General features: G+C 51.5%; 22 protein-coding genes and 2 pseudogenes. 5 read left to right on the top strand and 19 right to left on the bottom strand.

From position 1 onward, the window contains the following. The first annotated feature begins 151 nt into the window (after positions 1-151). Positions 152-583 (top strand): PD-(D/E)XK nuclease family protein, encoded by a 432-nt coding sequence (locus BJU60_RS15380; protein ID WP_367946375.1) that lies wholly within the window; start codon positions 152-154, stop codon positions 581-583. A gap of 209 nt (positions 584-792) precedes the next feature. Here BJU60_RS15380 and BJU60_RS15160 read toward each other — a convergent pair whose 3' ends face one another. The 13 genes from BJU60_RS15160 to BJU60_RS08305 all read right to left on the bottom strand — a co-directional run bounded on the left by BJU60_RS15160 (position 793) and on the right by BJU60_RS08305 (position 14,199). Continuing rightward, the gene (locus BJU60_RS15160) at positions 793-954 is read right to left on the bottom strand and encodes a hypothetical protein (RefSeq protein ID WP_254281676.1); all 162 of its coding nucleotides are present in this window, start codon (positions 952-954) and stop codon (positions 793-795) included. 272 nt (positions 955-1,226) lie between these two features. Continuing rightward, positions 1,227-1,454 carry a hypothetical protein gene (locus BJU60_RS15015; RefSeq protein ID WP_083274078.1) on the bottom strand — a complete coding sequence of 76 codons (228 nt, stop codon included), beginning with the start codon at positions 1,452-1,454 and terminating at the stop codon, positions 1,227-1,229. Between the two features lie 377 nt (positions 1,455-1,831). Continuing rightward, positions 1,832-2,794: an aldose epimerase family protein gene (locus tag BJU60_RS08350; protein WP_070328432.1), complete on the bottom strand. Its 963-nt coding sequence runs from the start codon at positions 2,792-2,794 to the stop codon at positions 1,832-1,834. Between the two features lie 22 nt (positions 2,795-2,816). Continuing rightward, positions 2,817-4,331 carry a UDP-glucose--hexose-1-phosphate uridylyltransferase gene (locus BJU60_RS08345; protein WP_070328431.1) on the bottom strand — a complete coding sequence of 505 codons (1,515 nt, stop codon included), beginning with the start codon at positions 4,329-4,331 and terminating at the stop codon, positions 2,817-2,819. Continuing rightward, positions 4,328-5,335, bottom strand: coding sequence for a UDP-glucose 4-epimerase GalE (galE, locus tag BJU60_RS08340; protein ID WP_070328430.1), 1,008 nt, complete (start codon positions 5,333-5,335; stop codon positions 4,328-4,330). Before galE ends, BJU60_RS08345 begins: the two co-directional genes overlap by 4 nt. Continuing rightward, positions 5,332-6,516, bottom strand: coding sequence for a galactokinase (locus tag BJU60_RS08335; protein WP_070328429.1), 1,185 nt, complete (start codon positions 6,514-6,516; stop codon positions 5,332-5,334). The genes galE and BJU60_RS08335 overlap by 4 nt, the downstream gene beginning before the upstream one ends. Before the next feature lie 22 nt (positions 6,517-6,538). Continuing rightward, the gene (locus BJU60_RS15375; protein ID WP_254281675.1) at positions 6,539-6,817 is read right to left on the bottom strand and encodes a GH36 C-terminal domain-containing protein; all 279 of its coding nucleotides are present in this window, start codon (positions 6,815-6,817) and stop codon (positions 6,539-6,541) included. Between the two features lie 63 nt (positions 6,818-6,880). Next, entirely contained in the window at positions 6,881-8,605 is a 1,725-nt protein-coding gene (locus tag BJU60_RS08330) for an alpha-galactosidase (protein ID WP_254281674.1), read from the bottom strand. Continuing rightward, positions 8,602-10,590, bottom strand: coding sequence for a beta-galactosidase (locus BJU60_RS08325; protein WP_070328428.1), 1,989 nt, complete (start codon positions 10,588-10,590; stop codon positions 8,602-8,604). Before BJU60_RS08325 ends, BJU60_RS08330 begins: the two co-directional genes overlap by 4 nt. Before the next feature lie 18 nt (positions 10,591-10,608). Continuing rightward, complete coding sequence (locus BJU60_RS08320) at positions 10,609-11,394, bottom strand: carbohydrate ABC transporter permease (RefSeq protein WP_016507830.1); 786 nt, start codon at positions 11,392-11,394, stop codon at positions 10,609-10,611. Between the two features lie 12 nt (positions 11,395-11,406). Continuing rightward, complete coding sequence (locus BJU60_RS08315; RefSeq protein WP_141737235.1) at positions 11,407-12,360, bottom strand: carbohydrate ABC transporter permease; 954 nt, start codon at positions 12,358-12,360, stop codon at positions 11,407-11,409. A 67-nt stretch (positions 12,361-12,427) separates the two neighbouring features. Further along, positions 12,428-13,729: an ABC transporter substrate-binding protein gene (locus BJU60_RS08310; protein ID WP_070328427.1), complete on the bottom strand. Its 1,302-nt coding sequence runs from the start codon at positions 13,727-13,729 to the stop codon at positions 12,428-12,430. Between the two features lie 20 nt (positions 13,730-13,749). Next, on the bottom strand, positions 13,750-14,199 hold the full coding sequence (locus BJU60_RS08305) for a hypothetical protein (RefSeq protein ID WP_070328426.1): 450 nt from the start codon (positions 14,197-14,199) through the stop codon (positions 13,750-13,752). Positions 14,200-14,413: 214 nt separating this feature from the next. Between BJU60_RS08305 and BJU60_RS08300 the strand changes: the two genes are divergently transcribed. Then, positions 14,414-15,484, top strand: a complete 1,071-nt coding sequence (locus BJU60_RS08300) for a hypothetical protein (protein ID WP_070328425.1) — start codon at positions 14,414-14,416, stop codon at positions 15,482-15,484. 179 nt (positions 15,485-15,663) lie between these two features. Here BJU60_RS08300 and BJU60_RS08295 read toward each other — a convergent pair whose 3' ends face one another. Further along, positions 15,664-16,812 carry an ROK family transcriptional regulator gene (locus BJU60_RS08295; protein WP_070328424.1) on the bottom strand — a complete coding sequence of 383 codons (1,149 nt, stop codon included), beginning with the start codon at positions 16,810-16,812 and terminating at the stop codon, positions 15,664-15,666. An 85-nt stretch (positions 16,813-16,897) separates the two neighbouring features. Beyond that, on the bottom strand, positions 16,898-17,758 hold the full coding sequence (locus tag BJU60_RS08290; protein WP_070328423.1) for an NAD-dependent epimerase/dehydratase family protein: 861 nt from the start codon (positions 17,756-17,758) through the stop codon (positions 16,898-16,900). A gap of 191 nt (positions 17,759-17,949) precedes the next feature. On the opposite strand from BJU60_RS08290, the gene BJU60_RS08285 reads away from it, so the two are divergent. From BJU60_RS08285 to BJU60_RS08275, 3 genes are all read left to right on the top strand, one after another. Next, positions 17,950-19,452: an ISL3 family transposase gene (locus tag BJU60_RS08285; RefSeq protein ID WP_083274077.1), complete on the top strand. Its 1,503-nt coding sequence runs from the start codon at positions 17,950-17,952 to the stop codon at positions 19,450-19,452. A 392-nt stretch (positions 19,453-19,844) separates the two neighbouring features. Further along, a complete protein-coding gene (locus tag BJU60_RS08280; RefSeq protein WP_070328421.1) occupies positions 19,845-20,297 on the top strand; it encodes a sigma factor in 453 nt (150 codons plus the stop codon). Between the two features lie 5 nt (positions 20,298-20,302). Continuing rightward, the gene (locus tag BJU60_RS08275) at positions 20,303-21,172 is read left to right on the top strand and encodes a tyrosine-type recombinase/integrase (RefSeq protein WP_070328420.1); all 870 of its coding nucleotides are present in this window, start codon (positions 20,303-20,305) and stop codon (positions 21,170-21,172) included. A gap of 167 nt (positions 21,173-21,339) precedes the next feature. Here the strand turns inward: BJU60_RS08275 and BJU60_RS08270 are convergent, their stop codons facing one another. From BJU60_RS08270 to BJU60_RS08260, 4 genes and pseudogenes are all read right to left on the bottom strand, one after another. Then, complete coding sequence (locus BJU60_RS08270; RefSeq protein ID WP_070328419.1) at positions 21,340-22,200, bottom strand: NAD-dependent epimerase/dehydratase family protein; 861 nt, start codon at positions 22,198-22,200, stop codon at positions 21,340-21,342. 313 nt (positions 22,201-22,513) lie between these two features. Next, positions 22,514-22,675: pseudogene (locus BJU60_RS15505) on the bottom strand (DapH/DapD/GlmU-related protein); the annotation flags it as partial. A gap of 84 nt (positions 22,676-22,759) precedes the next feature. Beyond that, positions 22,760-22,894 (bottom strand): annotated as a pseudogene (locus BJU60_RS15500) (hypothetical protein); the annotation flags it as partial. Positions 22,895-23,067: 173 nt separating this feature from the next. Continuing rightward, the gene (locus BJU60_RS08260) at positions 23,068-24,237 is read right to left on the bottom strand and encodes a nucleotide sugar dehydrogenase (RefSeq protein WP_070328417.1); all 1,170 of its coding nucleotides are present in this window, start codon (positions 24,235-24,237) and stop codon (positions 23,068-23,070) included. Positions 24,238-24,262 lie beyond the last annotated feature (25 nt).

Raw genomic sequence — 24,262 nt, 5'->3', positions numbered from 1 at the left:
TTTATCGCTTCGTGTATCTCTGCCGTTCGGATTTCGAATAGTTCCCGGGGGTAAACCATTCTTTTTTTCAAACGTTCCTACTGTGCAATCACTTCGTACTTTACGAGGCATTTTATTCACTCCTTCAATTTCACTTTTGTAACTATATGTAATAGATTATACAATAAATCCAAACAGAGCATTATGTAATTACCAAAACATCATAGTCTCATCTTTTCTTTTTAGATGTTACTTATTCTATTCCTACTTTCCTGAAAATGTTCCTGGCCACGGTCATTATTCACACAACTTCCATAACAGTTCCATCAGTTCAACCCGCTCAAAGTGCTTCGCGTCGATCAATATGAAATTCGCCACTCGAATGTCCTCGCCTGATTATTCGATCCGAACGAGAACCATCGACTTATTGATTGATATCTTTGCACTGAATTTGATGCTCCTTATCGAGAATAAATTCCATTGTAGTGAGTCGGTCGGCCAACTGAATTATTACTTCGATTACATCCACGAGACGTTTCTGACTCGAAACATCTTGCCGGTCTATTTGACGCTTTCAAACGATGCCACTTCATTTGAAAGTTGACTTTGAGATGCCAGCCTGCTCATAAGCAGATTTGTTCGTTTTACCGATAGCTCGGATGTATGCCTTGATGTTTCGCGCTACGACCTATTCAATCGATTCGTGTCGCATTTAGATCCTCCTTTCATCTTCGTAACATTCGTTACTATTATATTAATCGATACCACTCAAAGACCCCACTACGCATCGCTGCGCAGTGAGGTCCAATTCACTTATTCAACACTAAACTTATACACCCTCCTCGAATGATACAACTCACCCGGTTTCAACTCAATTGACGTCGCCACATCCGGATGGTTCGGTGCGTCCGGGAACGCCTGCGCTTCGAGGCAGATGGCGTTATGCTTTTGACAGCCGCTATAATCACTCGACAAAAGAAGCCATCATTCCCTTAAGTAGAAAGATGGCTTCTTCAGACAATTTAGCTTAAGAGTTTCTCCGCAGCATGACGCAACGGGTTCGTATCACTCAGCCGTTGAAGACGGATTGGCGCACCGCCGCTTGTGACAAATATACTTGGCGACGCAATGGTCCAATTCACCCGTCGACAATGTTGAACATCCCAGCTATGAGTAGTAACTTGACTAAAAATAGCTTCATAGCGATATGGTCCTATGACCTCCCCAACCGCTTTGATTTCCCATTGTTATGTGTGAGGATTAACGAGGCGTTTCAAAACGAGAACATCGCCTACTTGAACTTCAGATGCAAACTTTTTGACGAGGTGTCCGTCGGGCAACTGGTCGTAGGTAGTACGATTCTCAAAATATTCACCCAAACGGCCAGGACCAATCAGCGCAACATTTAACTTTAAAAATAACTCTTCTAAATCGACCTCTCCATTCCCTGCTGCGATTTGCCAATATGTTTTCATCGGTTCCTCCTTAGTTGTTTTTACTCCAGTCAAGCTTTCCGAGTAACTGTTAAATCGCTCTTAAAAGTATTGGAATTGCATTTCTTCATCTCTACGGAACGAGTGACTCAAGATGATCGCTTCTTATAGAATTATGGAACTATGTATGATCTATTAATTAATCTATGATTTTAGTGTATCAAGTCCATATCAAATACCGGATGATTCTTTCATAATGAAGGGAATACATTTTTTAGAAATAACGAATGTCGTTCGACAGGATCTGACATATCATTGGACCATATTCACAAGAAGTGATTCGCTGTTGATCGAAAATCATATGTAAATAGAAAAAAGACCATCATCCTTGTCTACGACAGGTCCGATGGTCTTCCATTTTATTCAACACTAAACTTATACACCGTCCGCGAATGATACAACTCACCCGGTTTCAGTTCGATCGATGTGGCGATGTCGGGATAATGCGGCGCGTCTGGAAGCGCCTGGGCTTCTAAACAGATGGCGCTATGCTTCTGCCGTCCCTCGAGCGTGACCGGTGTTTCTTCACTGAGGAAGTTCGCCGTATAGACGACCATGACCGGTTGGTTCGTCTCGACATCGAGCACGCGTCCACTCACCGGGTCGTGCAACCGCGCCACCCCATCCTTCAAGATGAACGGATGATCGAGCCCGCCGGCTTTCGCGATGGCTTCATCGTCTGACGTGATCGCCTCGCCGACTCGTTTCCCGTCGCGGAAGTCGAACGGTGTCGCATCGACAGGCTGCAGTTCCCCGGTCGGGAGCGACTCGTCATCGAGGCGCGCGACGTGGTCGGCCGGCAGCGTCAGCACGTGATCGTGGATCGTCGGTCGCCCGCCGAGGTTGAAATAGTTGTGATGGTTCAAGTTGACCCACGTCAGTTTATCCGTATCAGCCGTCATCGTGACGACGAGTTCATTGTCGTCCGTCAGTTCATAGATGACTTTGAAGCGGACGTTCCCCGGGTAGCCTTCTTCCCCGTCCGGACTTAAGTATATGAATTGAATCGCCTGTCCGTCGACGTCCATGTCCCAATACCGCGACGTGATACCGTCCGTCCCGCCGTGGATATGATGCGGGGCCTCGCTTGGGGTCAAGGCCACACCATCAATCTCGGCGTTACGGATTCTTCCGGCGATACGGCCGACGACCGAGCCCAAATAGACCGGGTTCTCGAGGTATTGATCCAAGTCGCCATATTTCAAAATGACAGAGTCCATGTTGCCGTCACGGTCCGGTGCCGTCAGTTCGGTCATGGCACAACCATACTCGATCGCCGACAGCCGCATCCCGTTCTTGTTTTCAATCGTTGCTTCTCTCATTGGCTCACCTACTTCGACTAGTTTACCTGTTCATTCCCGTAGTCGACGCGCCGTACTCCACTTTATCGACGTGACTCAAAAATGAGCTCATGAACGCCGTGAAGCGCTCCTGCCCCTCGACCGTCTGTTTGAACACACCCGCGTCCTCTAATCCTTTGACGAACTTGTCGACGACGGCCTGGTCGACGATCATCCGAGCGTCACCTGACTTCGTCTTCAACTCCTCGGCCCACGCCTTGTGCATGTCCGCGACCTCGACGTCCTCGCCTTCGATGAAACGGACGACTTGTTCGAGCTCTGTCTTGAGTCGGGCCGGCAACACGGCGAGCCCCATCACTTCGATCAAGCCGATGTTCTCGCGCTTGATGTGATGGACGTCGGCGTGCGGATGGAAGATGCCGTCCGGATGCGCCTCGCTCGTCCGGTTGTTGCGAAGGACGAGGTCGAGCTCGTAGCGTCCATCGCGGCGCCGGGCGATCGGCGTCACCGTGTTGTGGCGGACGTCGCCCGTATACGGAACGATGTCACCGTCCTCGTAGTTTTGCCAGTGGCCGAGCAGTTGGTTCGCCAACATAGCGAGCTGCTCACGCTGCGTCGAACGGAGCCGGACGACCGAGAGTGGCCATTCGAGCGTCTCGATGTCGACTTGGTCGTAACGGTCCGAGCGGTACGTCGCGACGACGTCGGCATCGTCCATCGCAAACCGGTAGCGGCCGGCTTGGTAATGGTCGTGCGTCAAGATCGAGCCGCCGACGATCGGCAGGTCCGCGTTCGACCCGGCGAAGTAGTGCGGGAACTGACCGACGAAGTCGAGCAGACGCTCGAACGCCGATCGGTCGATGACCATGTCGCGCACTTCGTTCGACAGTAAAATCGAGTGTTCGTTGTAGTACAAGTACGGCGAGTATTGGAACGACCACTCTTCCCCGCCGAGCGTGAGCGGGATGATGCGGTGATTGGCCCGGGCCGGATGCTTCAAGTGTCCGCCGTAACCTTCGTTCTCGATCGCGAGCAACCCCGTCGGATAGTTCGTCTCTGGCGCCGGTTGCAGCCGGGCCCGCGCGATCTCGCGCGGGTCTTTTTCCGGCTTCGACAAGTTGATCGTGATGTCGAGCGTGCCGTAGCGGGTCGGTGCCTTGTACGTGATATTGTTTGCGATCCGCTGCGTCTGGATATAGTTCGACGCCTGGCTCATCTTATAGAAGAAACTCGTCGCGGCCTCGACGTCAACTGCCCGGAGCGCGTTGAACGTGCGCGTCACCTCGGACGGTTTCGAGACGAACACGTCCATGACCTCGGCCATGAATCGGTCCTTCTCCTCTAATAAATTCTCGACGAGCCCAGACTCGACCGCGTATTCGGTCAACGTCTCGAGCAAGTTCGGGATCGAGTCGCGCGGCACGAACGTCGGCTTGTCAAAGTCGAGCTTGTTCAATCGCGCGAGCACACGGTTCCGCGAGTAGATGCGGTCTTGCTCCGTGATCAGTTCCTCGCGGATCGTCGCCTCGACGAGCGCTTCAATCGTTGCATCGATCATCGTCTCGCCCCCTCTACGTGTTTGTAGCCTTCCGGATGTGACTCGTGCCAGTTCCAAGCGTCTGTGAGAATCATATCGACCGTCGAGCGCTCTGGCGTCCAACCGAGCACGCGTTTCGCCTTGTCCGGTGACGCGATCAACATCGCCGGGTCGCCGGCACGGCGTGTCCCCGTCTTGACCGGAATCGGGTGTCCCGTCACACGGCGGGCCGCCTCGATGATTTCGAGCACCGACAGTCCCGTCTCCGTACCGAGATTGAACACGTCGCTGTCTCCGCCTCGTTTCAAGTAGTCGAGCGCGCGAACGTGGGCGTCGACGAGGTCTTGGACGTGGATGTAGTCACGGATGCACGTCCCGTCCGGCGTGTTGTAATCGTCGCCGAACACGGTGATCGCCTCACGCTGTCCATTCGCCACTTCGAGGACGAGTGGGATCAGGTGTGTCTCCGGTGTGTGGTCTTCGCCGATTTCACCCGACGGATCAGCCCCGGCGACGTTGAAGTAGCGGAGTGCGACGAAACGGATGCCGAAGGCGCGGTCACACCACTTCATCATCGTCTCCATGGCGAGCTTCGTCGCCCCGTACGTGTTCGTCGGATTCGTTTCAGCCGTCTCCCGAATCGGCATCTCGTCCTGATCGCCGTACGTCGCGGCCGTTGAGGAGAAGACGATCCGTGCGACGCCGTGTTTGCGCATCGTTTCGAGCAACACTTGCGTCCCGAAGACGTTGTTGTCGTAATATGCGAGCGGTTCCTCCATCGACTCACCGACGAGCGAGTTGGCGGCGAAATGAAGCACTTCCGTGACGTCTTCGTTCGCGAACGTCTCGTCCATGAACGCACGGTCACGGATGTCGCCTTCATAGAAGCGGACTTGTTTCGGGACCGACTCGATATGCCCGGTCTGAAGGTTGTCGATCACGATCACGTCTTCCCCGCGCGCAAGCAAGGCGCGGACTGCATGGGAGCCGATATAACCGGCCCCACCGACGACGAGTACACTCATTTGACTTCCTCCTCTACGAGTTCACGCGCGCCGTCCCCGACGGACGCGATATAAAATGTCGGCGCGTAGCCGATCGTTGTTTCGTATACGGTCGACACTGTCTGGATGACCGCTTCCGTCGACGTCTTGTCGACGATGGCGATGGCGCAGCCACCGAAACCGGCACCGGTCATGCGGGCGCCGATGACGCCGTCGCAATCTTGCGCCGCCTGGACGAGCGTGTCGAGCTCGACGCCGGTCACTTCGTAATCGTCACGAAGCGACGCGTGCGAGTCGTTCAGCAGTTGCCCGAACACGTCGAGCTTTTCGTCTTGAAGGGCGGTGAAGGCGAGCTTCGTCCGCTCGTTCTCCGAGATGGCGTGGCGGGCCCGTTTCCGGAGCGTCTCCGGGAGTTCTGATGCGACCGTCTCGAACGTCTCGACCGACAGCTGGCCGAGCGAGGCGACGTCGAACCGCTCTTTTAGCAGGCCGAGTGCCGTATCGCACTCGGTCCGGCGCTCGTTGTATTTCGAGTCGGCCAGTTCGCGGCGCTTGTTCGTGTTCATGATCAAAATATCGTAGCCGTCGAGCTTGATCGGCGCGTAGTCGTGATGGAGCGTATCGCAATCGAGCAGGATGGCGTGGTCGGCCTTGCCCATCCCGATCGCGAACTGGTCCATGATGCCTGAGTTGACGCCGATGAAGTCGTTCTCGACACGTTGACCGAGATGGACGAGATCGATTCGCTCGAGCCCGAGGCCGTACACGTCATTGATCATGAGCGCCGTCACGAGTTCGAGTGAGGCCGACGACGACAATCCAGCGCCGTTCGGGATGTTGCCGGCGAGGAAGAAGTCGAATCCTCCGACGTCGTGTCCGTCTTGACGTAGGAGCGCGACGACCCCTTTCACGTAGTTGGCCCAGTCGTGACCGGCGTCATACGTCCCGTCCGTCACCGGGAACGTGACGACACCGACGTCCTCGAAGTTGAGCGAGTAGACGCGAATAATTCCGTCCTCGCGCTTCCGGACGAGCCCGTACGTGCCGAACGTGATGGCACAGGGGAAGACGTGACCTCCGTTGTAATCCGTGTGTTCGCCGATCAAGTTGATGCGGCCCGGTGCGAAGAAGATTCGCTCAGGCCCCGCCAAAAACACGGTCTCGAACTGTTCGTTCAGGTGTGCTAAATCAAATGCAAGCATACGACTCCATCCCTTCCATCGCTCACGCCGGGTGGATGACCAGGCAGTAAGCGTCATAATCGATTTGTTGTGTAAATGTGATCCCTTGTTGCATCAAGTAGCGACCGCTCAAACGTCTTCCTTCATATAAGTAGACGCGGTCCGGGTCGAGCCCGGCGAGTTTGAGGCGCAACTTGTTGTTGCCGTAATGACGGCGGTCTGCGTTGACGAGGGCGACATAGTCCTCCCCGTCCGTATAGCCCATCGCGTGGAACCCTTGTTTCTTGAGTGAGGCGAGACGATAGCTCGTCCCGTGCTGCACGAGCGGGCGGATCGACTTGTACGTCTCGATCCAACGCTTCGACGCGGCTAGGTCTTCCGTGCTCTATTCGAGCAAGTTGCCGCCGATGCCGAGCGTGCCTTGCATCGCGCTGACGAAGCGGTAGTTGAGCGGGAGTGCGCGGGCGTTCAGCCAGTTCGGCGCGTCCGTCACCCAACAGCTCATCATCTTGGCGTTATAGGCGTAGGAGAACCCTTCCTGGATCTCGAGCCGGTCGAGCGCGTCGGTGTTGTCGCTCGTCCAGACTTGTTCGACGCGCGAGAGCACGCCGAGGTCGATCCGACCGCCGCCGCCGGCACAAGACTCGAAGGCGACGTCCGGGTGTCTGTCCCGGAGCGTGTCGAGAATGCGGTAGACCGCTTCCGTATGACGGAGCCACAGTTCTTTCGCGTCACCTAAATGCGGGCTGTCCGGTTCAGAGAAGGCGCGGTTCATGTCCCATTTGATGTAGCGGATCGCATGGTTCTCGAGCAGGTCGTCCAACAGATGCGTCACGTGCGCCTCGACTTCCGGCAGCGCCAAGTTCAACACGAACTGGTTACGCGACGTCGTCGACGGGCGTCCATTCGTGTGGTAGATCCAGTCGGGATGCGACCGGTAGAGCTCCGAATCCGGGTTGACCATCTCCGGCTCGACCCAGAGGCCGAACTGGAGGCCTTTGTCCTCGACGTAGCGGATGAGCGGCTCTAGCCCGTTCGGGAACTTCGTCTTGTTGACGTGCCAGTCGCCGAGACCGGCCGCGTCCGAGTTCCGTTCGCCGAACCAGCCGTCGTCGACGACGAACAGCTCGCAACCGATCGCAGCGGCCTCATCGACGAGCCGTTTCTGACCGTCCTCGCTGACGTCGAAATACGTCGCTTCCCATGAGTTGTAGAGCACGGGACGCAGCGTCTCGCGCGTCCGTTCCGGCATGATGACGTCGCGCTCGAAGTCGTGCGCGTTCCGGCTCATCGCCCCGAAACCAAGTTGTGTGTAGCCGATATAGGCCGCTGGCGTCGTGAACACGTCACCTGAAGACAGCCGTTTCGCGAAGTCGAACGTGTTGAGCCCGCCCGTCACTTGCGTGAAGCCGAACTGGTCGCGCTCGAAATGGATGGCCCAGTTGCCGGAATGACCGAGGAAGCCGTAGATGACCTCGCCGTGCTGTTCCGTCGCCGCGTCGTCGAGCGCGAACCACGGGTTGCTTTGATGGCTCGTCAAACCACGGCGGCTCTCGATCGTCTTCTTACCTGGGAGTAACTCGCCTTGTTGGAGTTGGAACTCGCCCGTCCACGCCCCTGAAAAATGACTGAGGCGCAACGGGCGCTCGGTCAACCCGAGGCTGAACGACTGCGCGCTCTCGAGCGTGACGTCCGTCCCGGCTTGAACCGTCATCTTCCGTTCAATGATGTCGTACGCCGGATACACGGTGAAGTGGAGCGTGACCGTCAACTGTTGGATTGAGTCGACCAAGTCGAGCTCGAGCGTGTCGTGACCGATCCGTGCGTCTTGGAACGTGAAGGCGTGCAGCCGTTCAGTCGCCGTATGGCTTTTGAGCGTCGGTTCGGTGTAGACGAGGTCGCCGAACGAGACGAACTCGTACGCGGCGACGCCTTCTGGTGTCTCGAACGACGAGTGCAACACCCGACGATCTGGTAGTTCCATGTAATCCGTTTCATGGAGTCGATCGCCGAGGTATTGATGGACGAGCCGGCCCCGGTCGTCGACGTCGAACACGTAGGCAATCTGCTTCCCTTCGATGACAAACCGGTTGTCGAAGCGATAAATCATGCCCCCACCTCCCGTTTCAACATAATGACGTCGAGCGGTTTGAGCTCGAGTGTCCCCGAGACCGCGTCCCCGTCGAGCGTCTGCCATTCGTCACCGATCTCGACCGTCGACGTGACGTCCGTCGAATGGTTCATATAGAAGCGGATGACGTGACCGTCGCCGTGACGATCGACTTTCTCGACGTCGTCCGGAAGACGCGTTGCGTCGATGCCGGCGCGCGTGAGCGCCTCATTGTAGATCACATCAAGCATCGTATCGTCGACCGATGAGCCGATGTACGTCACGTCGCCTTTATACGTGTGGCGCGTGACGGCGGCCGTTCCTTTGTAGAACGCCTGCTCATACGTCGCGAGCACGTCGGCACCTTTTGGCGTGATCAAGTCACACCAAATGTTCGCCTCAGACACGTAGTCGCCTAGGCGAACCTGGTTCGACTGGACGGCCTGCAGGCTCTCGTACTCGTCGATCTCGATACCGGCGTATGTCGCGAACTTGCCTGGGAGCGTGTCGAAGTGACAGCGGTTGATCGGGTCTTTGACGCCGGTCCGGTACGTGAAGATGACGTGGCCGCCGTTCTCGATATAGTCGATGAGCGATTTGTCGAACGTGTCATTGCCGAGGAAATAAAGCGGCACGACGACGAGTTTATACTTGTCGAGCGCGTCCCCTGGGAAGACGATGTCGGTGTTGACGCCTTGGCGCACGGCCGCCCCGTAGAAGCGAACGAACTCTTGCTTGAAGTTGAACGCGTCCGAGTGCGGCTGATGTGTCCACGCCCATAAGTTCTCTTGGTCGTAATAGACGGCGACGTCAGCCTTATATTCGGCCGCGTTGATCATGTCGCCGTGCGTCGTCAACTCTTTCATGACGCCCTGTACTTCATCGAATTTACGTTTCGGCTTGCCGTCGTGGTCGATGATGCCGTGGCAGAACTCCTCGGTACCGAAGTGCGCGGCCCGGAAACGGAAGTAGACGATCGCCTCGGCGCCGCGGGCGACGGCTTGGTGTGTCCAAAGACGGATGTGGCCCGGACGAGGCAAGTAGCCGATCCGGCTCCAGCCTTGGGCGCCACTCAACTGCTCCATCACCCAGAAGCCTTTACCTTGTTTCGACGAGCGGCACAGATCGTGGTCGTGCGCCGTCTTCTCGAACCGGTTCGGCTCCGGTAGCCCGCCCCAGACCGGATAGTTGTCGAATGAGACGTAGTCGAGGTCTTGGGCCATCTGTTGCTGGTTGATCGCCATGTCGCTATAGACGAGATTGTGCGTGATGAACGCATCGTCATGGATGAGCGGACGGAGCGTGTCGACTTGGAGCTTGTTGAACGAGCGGTACGCGTCCGAGCAGAAGCGATCGAAGTCGACGAGGAGCGACGGGTTGTGCTCTTGGAACACGGTGCGAGGGACCGGAATCTGGCTCCATGCCGAGTATGTATGGCTCCAGAAGACGGTCCCCCAGGCCGCATTCAACGCGTCGAGCGTCTCGTAGCGGTCTTGTAGCCATGCTTGGAACGCGATTTGGTCGACGTCGCCGTACGAGCGGTCCGATTTCTCGTGACCGTACTCGTTGTCGGTCTGCCAGCCGATGACGCGCGGATGCTTGCCGAAGCGCTCGGCCATCTTGCGGGTGATGCGCTCGCAGTACTCGCGGTACACCGGGCTGTTGACCGTGTAGTGACGCCGGGCCCCGAAACTGATGCGGACCCCGTCAGCCGTCACCGGCAAGATGTCCGGATATTTCTCGATCAGCCAAGCGGGCGGCGTCGCCGTCGGCGTGCCGAGGATGATGTCGAAGTCTTGACCGAACTTGGCGACGACCTCGTCCCAAAACGCGAAGTCGAACTCGCCATCGGCCGGCTCCATCATCGTCCACGCGAACTCGGCCATCCGGATCACGTTGACGCCTAACTCTTTCATCAAGCGGACGTCCGTGTCCCACAGGGCACGGTCCGTCTGTTCTGGGTAATAGTCTACTCCTACATACATGTTAGTCACCTCAATCGATTATTTGACCGCTCCCGAAGTCATCCCTTTTTGCAAGAAGCGTTGGAAGAAGATATAGAACACCATCGTCGGCAAGCTGATCAAGACGAGCGAGGCGTATAGTTTACCCGGGTCCCCGCCGAGCGCTTCAGTGAAGAACGTCGGCGCGAGCGTCACTGTCTGCTTGGCCGGGTCCGTCATGAACGTGAGCACCATCAAGTACTCGTTCCACGAGTTGAGGAACGCGTAGATCGTCGCTGTCGCGAGCGCCGGTTTGGCGAGCGGCATCATGATTTTATAGAAGATTTGGAACGTCGACGCCCCGTCGATATGGGCCGCTTCCATCAATTCGTTCGGCAGCTCGTCGAAGTAGCTCTTGATGAGCATGAGTCCGAACGGGAGGAAGAACGCCACCTCAGCGCCGATCAAGCCCCAATAACTGTTCAGCCCGTCGAGCGTCCGCAGCGTGAAGAAGAGCGGGACGATGAGCGAGGCGACCGGCAGCATGAGCCCGGCCAAGACGAGGTTGAACAGCAACCGTTTCCCGGCGAACTCGAGCTTCGAGAAGCCGAACGCCGCGAAGGCGAGAAACGAGATCGAGATGATGATCATGAAGAAGGCGACGATGAAGCTGTTGAAGACGAACTGGGGAAAGTTCGGGTTCTGTAACGTCGCGATATAGTTACTGAAGCCGTTGACCCGTAAACTCTCTTTGAACATGACGAAGATCGGGAACAACCATATGACCGCCATAAGTGACAGGCCGACATTGGTGAGCCATCTTCCTTTTTTCGTTTGAATTTCCATGGGTACCCCTCCTCAGTCCATTTTCTTCTGCACACGCGTCTGGAAGTACGTGATGCCGAGCGCGATGATCAACAAGATGATGGCGACGGCACTGGCGTAGCCGACCTCTTGGTGCAGCATCGACTTGCGGAACAAGTACGTCGAGATGACCTCGGTCGAGTTGCCCGGTCCGCCTTGCGTCGAGATCCAGACGATGTCGAACGTCTTCAGTCCACCGATGACCCCGAGGATCGTCAGCGTGAACGTCGTCCCTTTCAAGTTTGGGAACACGACGCTCCACAGCGTGCGCCAGAAGCCGGCGCCGTCGATGTTGGCCGCCTCGAACACTTCCCGTTCGATCGCGAGCATCGCCATGTAGTACATGATCATCGACGAGCCCGTCCATTGGAAGATGTTGATCAAGATGATCGAGTAGAGCGCGACGTCTTGGTCGCCGAGCCAGTTCTGCTCGAACGCGTCTAAGCCGATCATGCGTAAGAATTCGTTGATGTAACCGAACTGGAAGTCGAAGATTTGCGAGAACGCGGCGCCGAGGACGACCGGGCTCAGGACGACCGGGAAGAAGAACACCGATTTGAAGAACGTCCGGCCGACTCCTTTCGTGTGGAGCAAGTACGCCAAGACGAGCCCGAGCCCGGCTTGGATCGTCACGGTCAGGACGGTGAAGATGCCCGTGTTCTTGAGCGCGTTATAAAATTCAGGGTCGCTGAACATGCGGCCGAAGTTCTCGAGCCCGATGTACGTCTTCTCGAACGAGATGCCGTCCCATGAGAACACCGAGTGATACGCGTTATAGAAGATACCGTAATAGATGAAGGCGATGACGAACAGGACGGTCGGGGCGACGAACGCCCAGCCGATCAAGTTCTTTTTCAGCTGCGCCTTCTTCTTCACCGGGTCCGGCCGTTTCGGCGGCACTGCGGACAGCTTTGGTTCCTGTTCCGTTAAGTCGGTTGCGTGTTGCATAGTGTTCCCTCACTTTCCGCTAAAAAAATCGAGCACCAGTCAGGCTGGCCACTGGCGCTCGTGTCGATTATTTACCTTGATCGGCGATGGCTTGGATGCGTGCGAGTGCTTCTTTCGCATCTTGTCCGCCCGCGATGTTCTGGAGTTCTTTGCCGAGCGTGTCGTACACTTTCGGGTCACGGATGCCGCGGCCCGCGACGGCGTTCTTCACCGTCTCGTTCAAGATCTCGTACGATTCGCGCTCGACGTCAGACGTGAACTTGTCTTCGTACGCGACTTCGATGTCCTTGACGGCTGGCGCCATCTCGAACTTCTCCATGTAGAGCGCTTGGCCCTCGCCTTGCGTCATGTAGGCGATGAAAGCGGCCGCGCCGTCTTGCTGCTCTGACTCTTTGTTGACGCCGAGCGCCATGTCGATCGAGGCGATGACCGGTTGCTCGGTGCCACCCGCGAGGTTCGGGAGCGGGACGAAACCGATCTCGTCTTCGAAGTTGTTCCACTTGTCACGCTTCTCGACCGTCGTCATCGAGTGGGCTTCCCATGAGCCGATGACCCACATCGCCGCCTTCTTGTCGAAGAAGTTGTTCATGCCGTCCATGTATGTCGCGAGGCCGAGCGCCCCTTCTTGGAAGACTTTGTCTTCGAACAGTTGTTGCCAAAGTTCGGCCGTCTCGACCATCTCTTTGTCCGTCCATTTCGCTTCGCCTTCGAGTACTTTTTGGATGTAGCCTGGTGCGACCTGATGGCTCAACACGTTGAACACGTCCGTGCCGACCCAGGCGTCTTTCGCGCCGAGCTGCATCGGGATGACCGCGTCGCCCGAGGCGTTGATCGTCTCGATCGCTTTGAGCGTCTCGTCATACGTCTTCGGTGGCGTCACGCCGTATTTGTCGAGCATCGTCTTGTTGTACATGAGGTAGGCCTGACCTGTGAAGCCGACCGGCACCGCCATCTGTTCGCCGTCGACCGTCGTCTGTTCGACGCCGAGCTCGATCAACTTTTCTTTCCAGCCCGCGCCGGCCGCTTTGTCCATGTAGTCTTTCGCCGGGACGAGACGGTCCTTGTATTGCGGGATCATCGGTTCCTTGAGGCCGATGACGTCCGGGCCGTCGCCGCCGAGCATGGCGACTTGGAGTTGCTGCTCATAGTCCTCGAGACGCTTGAACTTGACGACGTAGTCGTCTTGCGACTCGTTGAACGATTTGGCGAGTGCCTCGCCGACTTCCGGTTGCGGCGCCCAGCCCCACCAGTTGATGACCGGCTTGCCGTCTTCTGTCGTCGCGGCCGCCTCTTCTTTCTCGCCGCAAGCTGCGAGCAATGATGACAAGACGAGTACCGATGATGCGAGTGCGATTGTCGATTTTTTCATGTCCAATTCTCCTTTGAATGTTATGCGACCAACTTGAGGCAAAGCTCCCGAATCAAGTGGTCTGGCATCGGTTGATCCCCGAGCCGGGTGAGCGTGTACGCGATCAGTTCCAAGTCAAACTGCCAATGGTCGTCTATGTACGAGCCGACGACGTACAGGTCCGCCCCGAACGGCAGCGCGTCCTGTTGCTTCAAGCGCCAGAGCAGCATCTCGAACAGTTCGTCGAAGCTGTTCGCCCGCTCGGCCTGGTTCAAGTCCGAGACGCGGAACAAGCGGATGTCGCGTGCCTCCTCGTCATATAGCCGGAAGATGCCGTCCCGCCGTGAGCGGGTGACGACGACGCCGTCCGCTTTTGTGAACGCTTCCAATTCATCGAACGTCGAACCGTCCCTTGTGAATAGTCGCGTCGCCCCGTAGCGACCGAATATATCGTGAAACTTGTCTTTCAGCAATGGTGTCTCTATGTCCATGTCTACCCCTCCACTTTCCCGTTTGAGAGTGTCACCCCTTACTTAGTAAATTAAATTTATTATCTAACTACAAACAGACTATACCATATGGTTTTTAGATTTGTAAACGGTTTCAATAAAAAATCGAAGAGAAAAACTTAATAAGTCATTCTAATTAATGTATAATTAAAACAAAATTAAATTAAAAAAATATTAAAATGGAGGTTTTTAAACATTGTTTAGAATTAAAAGTAAAATAATAACTATTTTAAGCGCTTTTACTTTACTTGCTGGTTGTGGAACTGAATCATCGAAAGAAGATGTAGCTCAAAGAATGGAAAACGACCCAAGGAGTTTTACCGCAGATGAATTTATGCCAATTAGCAATGGGCTTCAAGAGTACTCACTTTGGTATGTGACTGATGCCAGTCCTACTAGAGAATCAATTGTGAAAAAAATAATAGTGACAGATAAAAATGACTTAACCTTCTACGATTTGGACTTAGATCATCATGATGACGAAGATTTACTAATGGAAGAAGTTGTTTCCATGTCTGATCAAGAAATTATTGAATATGCTCAGATGACTACTGAAAAAGGCTATGAAAAAATGCTATCTAATCGAAAACTTTTTGATATCGAAAAGTACAGCAATATGATGGAAAGTTATGACTGGGTTGGCTCAATAAGCGATAACGAGTCTATTAGTGAAGACGATAAACAGGTTCTGAAATATTTTGAAGAACTAAAACCTATGGATAGCGATATTCAAATTGAAGCGACAGGAAACTACTCAATTGCAAAAGAAAAATATACACTAGATTTAAAATTGGATAGCCTGGGAACAAACACTGAAAGCATGACTCTAAATATGAAAAATGCTGTGAGTACGTTAGATGGTGAGTCTGCCTCACCTTTAGTTTTTGATGAATATCTCTCTTTTTTATATATTTTTATTGATAGCATTCGACTCCAATGGAATTCTCCTGAAGAACATGAATCTTATAAACAAAAATATATTAACTCATTAAATAATTATGGGCGTTTTGAGGATAAAGAAGGTTATCAACAATATCACCCACAAACATATGTACCAAATTCATTAGAATGGGTGCATGGAGATTATCAAATGACTCTTAAGCCGACTTCTGTTCGTCAAAAATTATTTGAACAAACATTTGCCGGAGTAGGTTATGGTGATAGTTCATCTATAATTACGAAAGTTGAAGATCAATTTGTTGGATTTACACTAGACACCCCAGATACTTCAAATAAAAATGTAACTATTGAAGGCAAAAAACTATAACCTCCATTCTTAAATATTTTGTTAAGTACCTTAAACTTTTGACAATATATAAAATTATAGATTTATTGATAGGACATTAAATTTTTTATCGTAATTCATTTTCAGTTTTCCATCTAAAAATAGGGCGTAAAAGTGTGTTATGGAGACATAGACACTTTTACGCCCTATTTTGTAAGAAGTCATTGAATTTCGCCGAACAGCTGGTTCGTGATGAGTGCGGCCGCACCAAGCGCGCCGTGGTTGGCGTTCCACGGGACGACGCGGATGTCGGTCTGACGCGCGTCCATTGTCAACGCCGTCTGGGCGACGCGTTCCTGGATGTTCGTGACGACTTGTGGCGCGTAGTTGAACAGCGGCCCCCCGAGCAAGATCCGGCTCGGGTTCAATAGATGGATCATATTGAGCGTCGCGATGCCGACGTATTCCCCGGCCCGCTCGTACAGTTTTTGGACGTCCGGGTTCGTCCCGACCGCGTCGCGCATACCGTCGAGCGTCAAGTCATAGAGCTCTCGCGCCTCGTTCAAGATGGCACGTTCGCCGGCGACGGCCTCCAAGCAGCCGCGGTTGCCGCACGAGCAGATCGGCCCCTCGAGCATGATGCGCATATGGCCGATCTCACCGGCGATATGGTGTTCGCCGTCGATCAACTCGCCGCCATGGACGTAGGCGCCGCCGATACCATAGCCGGCGTAGACGTAGAAGAACTCGTCGATGCCGATCGCCTCGCCGAAGTAGAGCTCCCCGAGCGCGAGCGTCCGGACGTCGTTCTCGACGAAGACGTGCTGTTTCAGGCGCGCCTCGAGCTCCCGCTTCAGCGGGATGTCGTGCAAGTGGAAGCGCGGCGCGAACAAGACGACGCCCGCTCCGGCCTCAACCATCCCGTGGACGGACACCCCAAGTCCGATCACGTCCCCGGAAGTCTTGCCGGCCAGTTGTATGTATAGCGTCACGATGGCGTCGATGAACTCCTCGTTCGTATCGAACCGCTCGTCGTGCCACGCCTCGTCAAGTAATTCTCCGTGAATGTTCGTCACGACGCCGTGCAGTTTTCGTTGCGTCGCGTCGATGCCGATGACGAAGCGGTCGCTCGCCGCGAGCTCGAGCATGATCGGGCGCCGTCCCCCGCTCGATACACCGAGCTCACGCTCGTTGACCAGTCCTTCTTCCTTTAATTCGTTGACGATGTTCGAGATCGTCGGCTTCGTCAAATTCGTCGCCTTGGCGAGCTCGACCCGGGACACCGGCTGATGAAGCCGGATGAGCCGGAGGATGAGCGAGCGGTTATACGTCCGCATCCATTTCGAGTTCCGTGGTGTCGTCTTCCCCATAACTAGTCCACCCATTTCTGTGCTTTTTTCTTAGTATAGCATGTCGAAGAAAGCGGTCATGGGTTGACTGAAAAAATCTGGCAAATCAATTCTTTTCGGTGGCGACGACGCTGTCAAAGAAATCACGAACGTGATAATTCTGCGGATACACCGACAGTTCTTTCGCGTACGCGAAATCCCCGAACAGCTTGTTCATCGTGACGTTTCGGTCGACGAGTTTTCCGATGACACCGTTGAACAGACCTAAGCGCCGGACGCGGTTGCCGTGGATGGCACCGATCATCGAGACGAGGTCGGACGTGCACACGTAGTCCGCGTTCTGGGGATGGAACGTCCCGCTATCTCCGTTCAAGACGATGAGCGCTAACAATTCGGACAAGTTGTCGATATGAATCATGCTACGTTTATTCTGATAGCTCGGGAAGAACGGGACTTTTTGAGCAAGGCCCGCCAGTTTCACGTAATTGCCTTTCGAGCCCTTCCCGTAAATCATCGGCGACCGGACGTTCGCGACCACGAACGTCTCGTCTGCCAACTCCGCGAGCTTGTTCTCGGCTTGAAGCTTGCTGTCGCCGTAAAAATTGGACGGGTTCGGCACCGTGTCGCGCGTGATCAATTTCGCGTTCGTCGCGTCTCCGTAGACGATCATACTGCTGAGGAAGATGAACTGCTTGACGCCAGACCGCTTCGCTTTGGCTGCGACTTCCGCGGTCAGTTCCGTGTTCACCTTGTAGTAGAGGTCTTCCATACTTTTGTCCGTCGACACATGGGCGATCCCGGCCACGTGCAAGATTGCATCGTATCCTTCAAACGAACGTTGTCTCCATGCGCCGTCACGCATCCCGACCGTATCGACGTGAATCTGCTCCTTGTAGTGCTCCTCGATCCAACGCTTGCATGAATCGCCGACAAAACTCGTTTCCCCGGTAATCAACACTCGCTTCACGGTATCGCCTCCTATGTATGGTTCAATCGCCCTTTCCACTTCTCTACAATTCTTCCCGTATTTGTCACTGGATACGCATAAAAAAGAACGCTCATTTACGGAGTGTCAACAGCGGTTTAAAATTGGTTCTTCCTCACTTTTGATGAAGCCCATCTTCGGGAATTAGTTCACTAAAAGGATTGAAGGGATCAATGATGTTAGACGAGCTTCTTCCAGAACTAGAAGTGGTCGATGTGAACCGCTGCGATAAAGCATATCAGTTCATTTGTCATGGGAAAAAGTCGTGCGCCTCCTGTCCCCGTTGCACAAAGTGCTCATACCGTGTCCACAGCAGATACATCAGAACATTGAAGGATGAGCGTGTGTTCGGGATGGATGTGCAGCTACGGGTTCAGGCGAGACGTTTCTTCTGTGACGATCTTGCCTGTCCCACGGGTATCTTCACGGAAAGGTTTCCTTCCCTATGTCGACCACACTCCCGCAGAACAATTCGTTTGGAACGCGGCCTGTTGAGGCTATTGAGTGGGATGAGTGCGATTGGGCTGGAACGTATCTTGAACAACATCAGCGATAGTACGCTACTCCGAATGTTGAAACGATCGGAACATCATGTGAAGAGACCTGCCCCTCGCGTTATCGGTATCGATGACTGGGCCTGGAGAAAACGAAAAAAGTATGGGACGATCATCTGCGACCTTGAGACCAGACGCCCAATCGCCTTGCTTCCCTCTCGGGACGTCAACACTGTCTGTGCCTGGATCCGTTCACATCCAACTGTCCAGGTCGTGGCACGGGACGGATCGGTCGAGTTCCGGGAGGCCATCCGCTTGGCCGATGAGACGATTCAACAGGTGAGTGACCGATGGCACCTGTTTCATAATTTAGGAAAGAAAATTGAAGAGATCTTGAAACGGCGCCTTCCATCTAGCGAAAAGATTCTTCTCGAACCGGATGATTTAAGCGTCGAACGTGAGATGACCGATGCCGAGAGAAGGAAGTGGACACTCGTTCAATCCGTACAACAAGATGCCAAGCAAGGTGTCCCGATCTCCGCGTTGGTCCGACGACACCAGATTGATCCGAAAACATGCCGAAGATATCTGAAGATGACTGAGCCACCAAAGATCAATCGGTCTCACCGAAAACACAGCGCAGACATCTACAAACGAGACATCGTCAGATGGATCCGTCAAGGCAGGACGACAGAATGGATGCATCGGACATTGAGCCGGAGAGGATATGCGCGTGGAATCAGTACGTTTCGACCCTATGTCGCAAAGTTGAAAAAAGCAGTCCCACACGAAATAAGCATCAATCGACGAATCATCCAGAAAGTCCTTTGGGAGGACGAGCCTTCCAACGAACCACTTCTCCTAAAGATACTGGACATCTACCCCTTCTTGAAGCAATTGAACGAGCTCGTCCGTTCATTCAAGGAACTTTTCGGGGAGACGACGTCTGAACAGGATATCTTAAAGTGGTGTGAACAGGCGGAACGGATGAACGAAACACCACTATCCTCTTTCGCAACCTATATACGAGGCGATGTCGACGCCATCCGGCTCGGGATGACGCTGCCCTGGTCAAATGGCATGGTCGAAGGACAGGTCAATCGACTGAAAACGATCAAACGTCAAATGTATGGTCGGGCGGGATTGGCGCTGTTGCGCATCAAAATATTGAATATCACTTGAAGCCTGATCTTCTACTGAGATATGAATCGATGTCTACATAACCGTAGAGATGGAGCGTTTCATCAAAAGTGAGGAAGAACCATTTTAACAGCGTTGATTACACGGAGCGTCCAACTTCTAAATTGCTTGATCAAACGAAGCCAACTTACGGTTAATTCGGATGGCATCCATCGCCGAATCACCTTTTTTGACCAAGCGGAGAATATTCATTGATATTCAATTTTCGGATGTTGCTCCACGGTCGCCTTTCGACTCCATACCTTATCTTAGGGAGATATTTGATATAAGGCCTAGGCTTACGTGCGATAAGGCCGTTGGTGCATCGGGGATATCAATGACTATACTCGAAGTGACCCTGGGAAAACAAACGAGCGCTCGAGAAAGAGCAACCAATGAACACAATCGATGATCAAATTCACGAGTGGGAGCCGATGATTCGTTACGTCATCCGCCACTTACACATCCATCCGAATGAACAAGAAGACTGCGCCCAAATCGCAAGGATTGCTTTATGGGAGGCATTGAACCGCGGCTGCACGTTATCGAAGACGTACTGCTTCCAGCGCATCCGGGGAGCGATCTTGAACCACCAACAAAAGAACGCCCGTCACTTGAAACATGAAGTCGCGGCCGAACGCCTGCCCGAACAATGCATCGAGTCCGAGCGTCACTTCTACGACTGGCTCGACGAACAACGGATGTTGCTGTCACCACGCCATTTCGAACTCCTCTGCCACTTGATCGACGGGACCGAACAGACGTTGCCTTACTCCCCGAGCCGACTCCGGGCGTACAAGGCGGACGTCCAACGCGAACTGCGAGAGGCAATCCAGATGAAGGAGTGAACACGATGAAGAAAATGTTGTTACATGACGCAATCACCGCTTATTTGGAAGACTTGGAGACTCGACGTGAGAAACCCGAGACGACATTGAAATCGTATCGCAACACGCTGCGACGCTTTGAACAGTTCGCGCTAGAGCGTGGTGCCGTCTACATCCAAGACGTCACCGAGAAGAAACATGCCGTCCCTTACAAACAATCCATCAACGACAAAGCTGACAATACGGTCCGGTCCTACATCATGGCGGTGCGAAGTCTGTTCACGTTCGCGATGGAACGACGCTGGGTGAAACAAAACCCTTTCAGCCGGATCGTCACGCGCGAGAGCGTCCAAAAACAACCGACCATCCTCAGTCGCGACCAGCTGAATACCGTCCTGTATCACGCGCGGAACACGACGCTCTATACGATTTATCTCGTCGGGGGTGACGCCGGTCTCCGAATCAGTGAAATTTTAAATTTAGAACTGAACCATCTCGATTTCGAAAACAGCATCCTAATCGTCTGGAAAGGGAAAGGCAAAAAAACGCGATTGATCCCGATGACGCCTCGACTCGCCCAAGAACTGAAGACGTACATCGAGAAGGACCGACCAAACGTCGGAGACTCCAACCATGTCTTCCTCATGCCAAGCGGACGCGTCGTTCAGGCGAACTTTGTGAACGATGATTTGAAACAGATTGCGAAAGCCCAACTCGGCCTCCACTTAACGAGTCATATGTTGCGTCATAGCTTTGCGACGACACTCTATAATCAAAGTCATGATATTTTAGCAGTCGCGGATCTGCTAGGCCATACATCGACCAAGACAACAGAACGCTATCTGCATGTGTCTCAGGAGCGGAGTCGTAAATTGATTGAAGGGTTAAATGAATAAGTAAATCGTATAATTGACAGATAGCTTCTATAAAGAGCTATCTGCTTTTTTATAATTCATCGATATAGTTTAAAGAGTCATCAATTCGTCGTTTTAAAATCTTTCTAATGCGACGTAACTTCTCAAACGCCTTATGTCGCTTTCTTAAGTATTCGTTCGAATAAGGCTTAATTCTTTTCCGTCTCGACGATACTTTCTTCGAAACCGCGTACGCAATACTCATCTCTATACACCGACAGCTCTTTGGCATAGGAGAAGTCACCGAACAACTTGTTCACCGTCACGTTCCGGTCAATCAGTTTGTCGATAACACTGTTAAACAATCCAATCCCTCGAACGGTGTTACCGTGAACTGATCCAATTGTCGATACGAGATTCGTCGTACAGACATACTCTTTGTTTTGCGGGTGGAACGTTCCGCTATCCCCGTTCAGCACGATACGTGCTAAAAATTCAGATAAGTTATCGATATGGATCATACTGCGTTTATTCTGATAGCTCGGGAAGAAAGGTATTTTTTGAGCCAGGCCCGAGAGCTTCACGTAGTTGCCTTTCGAACCTTTCCCGTAAATCATCGGTGGCCGGACGTTCGCGACCATGAACATCTCGTCTGCCAACTCCGCAAGCTTGTTCTCGGCTTGGAGCTTGCTGTTCCCGTAAAAGTTGGTCGGGTTCGGTATCGTATCAGCCGTGATGAAACGCGCATTCGTCGCATCTCCGTAGACGATCATGCTGCTCAGGAAGATGAACTGCTTGACGCCAGACTGCTTCGCCTTGGCTGCGACTTCCGCGGTCAGGTCCGTGTTCACCTTGTAGTACAAGTCCTCCATACTCTTGTCCGTCGAGACGTGGGCAATCCCGGCAGCGTGCAAGATTGCGTCATACCCTGTAAATGGAGTTTCTTTCCACTCCCCGTCTCGTATTCCAACAGTAGATACTTGAAGATAATTAGAGTGATTTTTCTCAACCCATCTTTTAAATGAAATCCCAACATAGCTATTTGCCCCAGTAACTAATATTTTTTTCATTTATACTCCTTTCTATTTCAAACAAAAAATACCATTATTTACAGTTAGTGAGTATAAATAATAATGACACATAGTAATTCTCATTTATTTAATAAGCCATTGTATATTTGAAATCAGTCTAATTACTGATTAAAATTTCATACTTCATTTTTACTTTTAAAGGAATAAGTTAACCAATGATATATCACATTTTAAACTCAATTTTTTTAAAAGCAATTTAAGATCAAGTTTTAGTTGGTTTAAATTGTCCAAATTAAATTTCCTTATTTTAAGCTACAGATTATTGTGTAATTTAAAAATTATCGCTTTTATCTCTTTTCTTTATTATTTTTGCTGGATTACCTCCTACTATAGAAAATTCAGGAATGTTTTTAGTCACAACTGACCCTGCACCAATAATACATCCCTTTTCAATAGTAACACCTGGTAGAATAATTACATTTTGACCTATCCACACATCATTTTTAATTTTGATACTTTTAACATCTTTAAAACCCTGTTGAATAATAGGAATATCCGTTCTCTCAAACTCATGACTTTCGGTACATAGGAAGCAATTGGGTCCCATTAACACATTATCCCCTATTTCAACTCCTCGAGTTACTTTGGAGTTAATGCCCAATCCAGAATTGTCACCAATAATTAAGTCTCTTGTAAAAACCGACCCTTGTTCTATATTTACATTTTTACCCATATGGGATATGAGAGACTTTGCAAAGAAGTATCTTATTTTTTTTTGTCCAATATTTGGTTGTATATTTGAGGGCGGTAATTTCTTTGCGAAATAGTGATATAGTAAGTAATTGACTTTCATTTTTAAATTCATACTGAGCCTCCGTCTCTTTTACACAACATAGTTTAGGTCTTTCAATCCCTAGAATATAAATCACGAGTATAAACTTTTTCACGAACATCATCAAGATCCAAATGTAAACGATTGGTAATAATTATATCAGCCATATTTTTGAATTCATTCAAATCTTTTATCACCGGAGAATTATAGAAGTAACCCTCTTTCAATGCGGGTTCATGAATTACTATATCAACACCTTTTGCTTTAATGCGTTTCATAATTCCTTGAATTGAAGAAGCGCGAAAATTATCAGAATTAGTCTTCATTGTTAAACGATATACACCTACGCATTTTGGATTTTGCTTTAAAATAGATTCAGCCACAAAATCTTTTCTTGTTCTATTTGCTTCTACAATTGCAGATATAATATTATTTGGTACCTCTTTATAATTCGCTAATAATTGTTTTGTATCTTTTGGTAAACAATATCCTCCGTAGCCGAATGAAGGATTATTATAATGAGATCCGATTCTTGAATCCAATCCCACTCCTTCAATTATCTGTTTTGAATCAAGTTCTCTTACTTCTGCATACGTATCAAGCTCATTAAAAAATGCCACCCGCATTGCTAAATAAGTATTAGAAAATAATTTAATTGCTTCTGCCTCGGTAGAATCCGTTAACAAAACTGGTATTTCCTCTTTTATAGCAGCCTGTTTTAATAAGTTCGCAAAAGCCTCTGCTCGCTTGGATTTTTCACCTATCACAATGCGTGATGGAAAAAGATTATCATGTAACGCTTGACCTTCACGTAAAAATTCAGGAGAAAATATAATATTATTGGTATCATACTTTAATCGTAATTCTTTAGTGTATCCTACCGGGACTGTAGATTTAATAATCATAATTGCATTTGGATTAATTTCAATCACCGATGCAATAACGTTCTCTACTGTACTAGTGTTGAAATAATTAAGTTCAGGATCATAATCTGTAGGAGTTGCGATTACAACATATTCTGCATCTTGAAACGCTTGGACTTTATCTGTCGTAGCTATTAAGTTTAATGATTTATTTTGCAAAAAATGTGTTATTTCATTATCCACTATTGGAGATATTTTATTATTGATATTAATTACTTTTTCCGGAACATTTTCCAAGGCAATTACTTCGTTACTCTGCGATAATAAAACTGCCATTGATAGACCTACATAGCCAGCACCTACTATAGTGATTTTAACCATTTGACTTCCCCCGATTTAATATTTT

The sequence above is a fragment of the Exiguobacterium aurantiacum genome, assembly GCF_001766415.1.
Taxonomy (GTDB): domain Bacteria; phylum Bacillota; class Bacilli; order Exiguobacteriales; family Exiguobacteriaceae; genus Exiguobacterium; species Exiguobacterium aurantiacum_A.
Note: the sequence above shows the minus strand (reverse complement) of the source record. Positions and strands in the feature narration are given on the sequence as shown.

Excerpts from the sequence above, each read along its gene's own strand:
- BJU60_RS15015 (WP_083274078.1), bottom strand. The coding sequence starts at position 1,454 with ATGAAAACATATTGGCAAATCGCAGCAGGGAATGGAGAGGTCGATTTA.
- BJU60_RS08350 (WP_070328432.1), bottom strand. The coding sequence starts at position 2,794 with ATGAGAGAAGCAACGATTGAAAACAAGAACGGGATGCGGCTGTCGGCG.
- BJU60_RS08345 (WP_070328431.1), bottom strand. The coding sequence starts at position 4,331 with ATGATCGATGCAACGATTGAAGCGCTCGTCGAGGCGACGATCCGCGAG.
- galE (WP_070328430.1), bottom strand. The coding sequence starts at position 5,335 with ATGAGTGTACTCGTCGTCGGTGGGGCCGGTTATATCGGCTCCCATGCA.
- BJU60_RS08335 (WP_070328429.1), bottom strand. The coding sequence starts at position 6,516 with ATGCTTGCATTTGATTTAGCACACCTGAACGAACAGTTCGAGACCGTG.
- BJU60_RS08330 (WP_254281674.1), bottom strand. The coding sequence starts at position 8,605 with ATGATTTATCGCTTCGACAACCGGTTTGTCATCGAAGGGAAGCAGATT.
- BJU60_RS08325 (WP_070328428.1), bottom strand. The coding sequence starts at position 10,590 with ATGTATGTAGGAGTAGACTATTACCCAGAACAGACGGACCGTGCCCTG.
- BJU60_RS08320 (WP_016507830.1), bottom strand. The coding sequence starts at position 11,394 with ATGGAAATTCAAACGAAAAAAGGAAGATGGCTCACCAATGTCGGCCTG.
- BJU60_RS08315 (WP_141737235.1), bottom strand. The coding sequence starts at position 12,360 with ATGCAACACGCAACCGACTTAACGGAACAGGAACCAAAGCTGTCCGCA.
- BJU60_RS08310 (WP_070328427.1), bottom strand. The coding sequence starts at position 13,729 with ATGAAAAAATCGACAATCGCACTCGCATCATCGGTACTCGTCTTGTCA.
- BJU60_RS08305 (WP_070328426.1), bottom strand. The coding sequence starts at position 14,199 with ATGGACATAGAGACACCATTGCTGAAAGACAAGTTTCACGATATATTC.
- BJU60_RS08295 (WP_070328424.1), bottom strand. The coding sequence starts at position 16,812 with ATGGGGAAGACGACACCACGGAACTCGAAATGGATGCGGACGTATAAC.
- BJU60_RS08285 (WP_083274077.1), top strand. The coding sequence starts at position 17,950 with ATGATGTTAGACGAGCTTCTTCCAGAACTAGAAGTGGTCGATGTGAAC.
- BJU60_RS08280 (WP_070328421.1), top strand. The coding sequence starts at position 19,845 with ATGAACACAATCGATGATCAAATTCACGAGTGGGAGCCGATGATTCGT.
- BJU60_RS08275 (WP_070328420.1), top strand. The coding sequence starts at position 20,303 with ATGAAGAAAATGTTGTTACATGACGCAATCACCGCTTATTTGGAAGAC.
- BJU60_RS08270 (WP_070328419.1), bottom strand. The coding sequence starts at position 22,200 with ATGAAAAAAATATTAGTTACTGGGGCAAATAGCTATGTTGGGATTTCA.
- BJU60_RS08260 (WP_070328417.1), bottom strand. The coding sequence starts at position 24,237 with ATGGTTAAAATCACTATAGTAGGTGCTGGCTATGTAGGTCTATCAATG.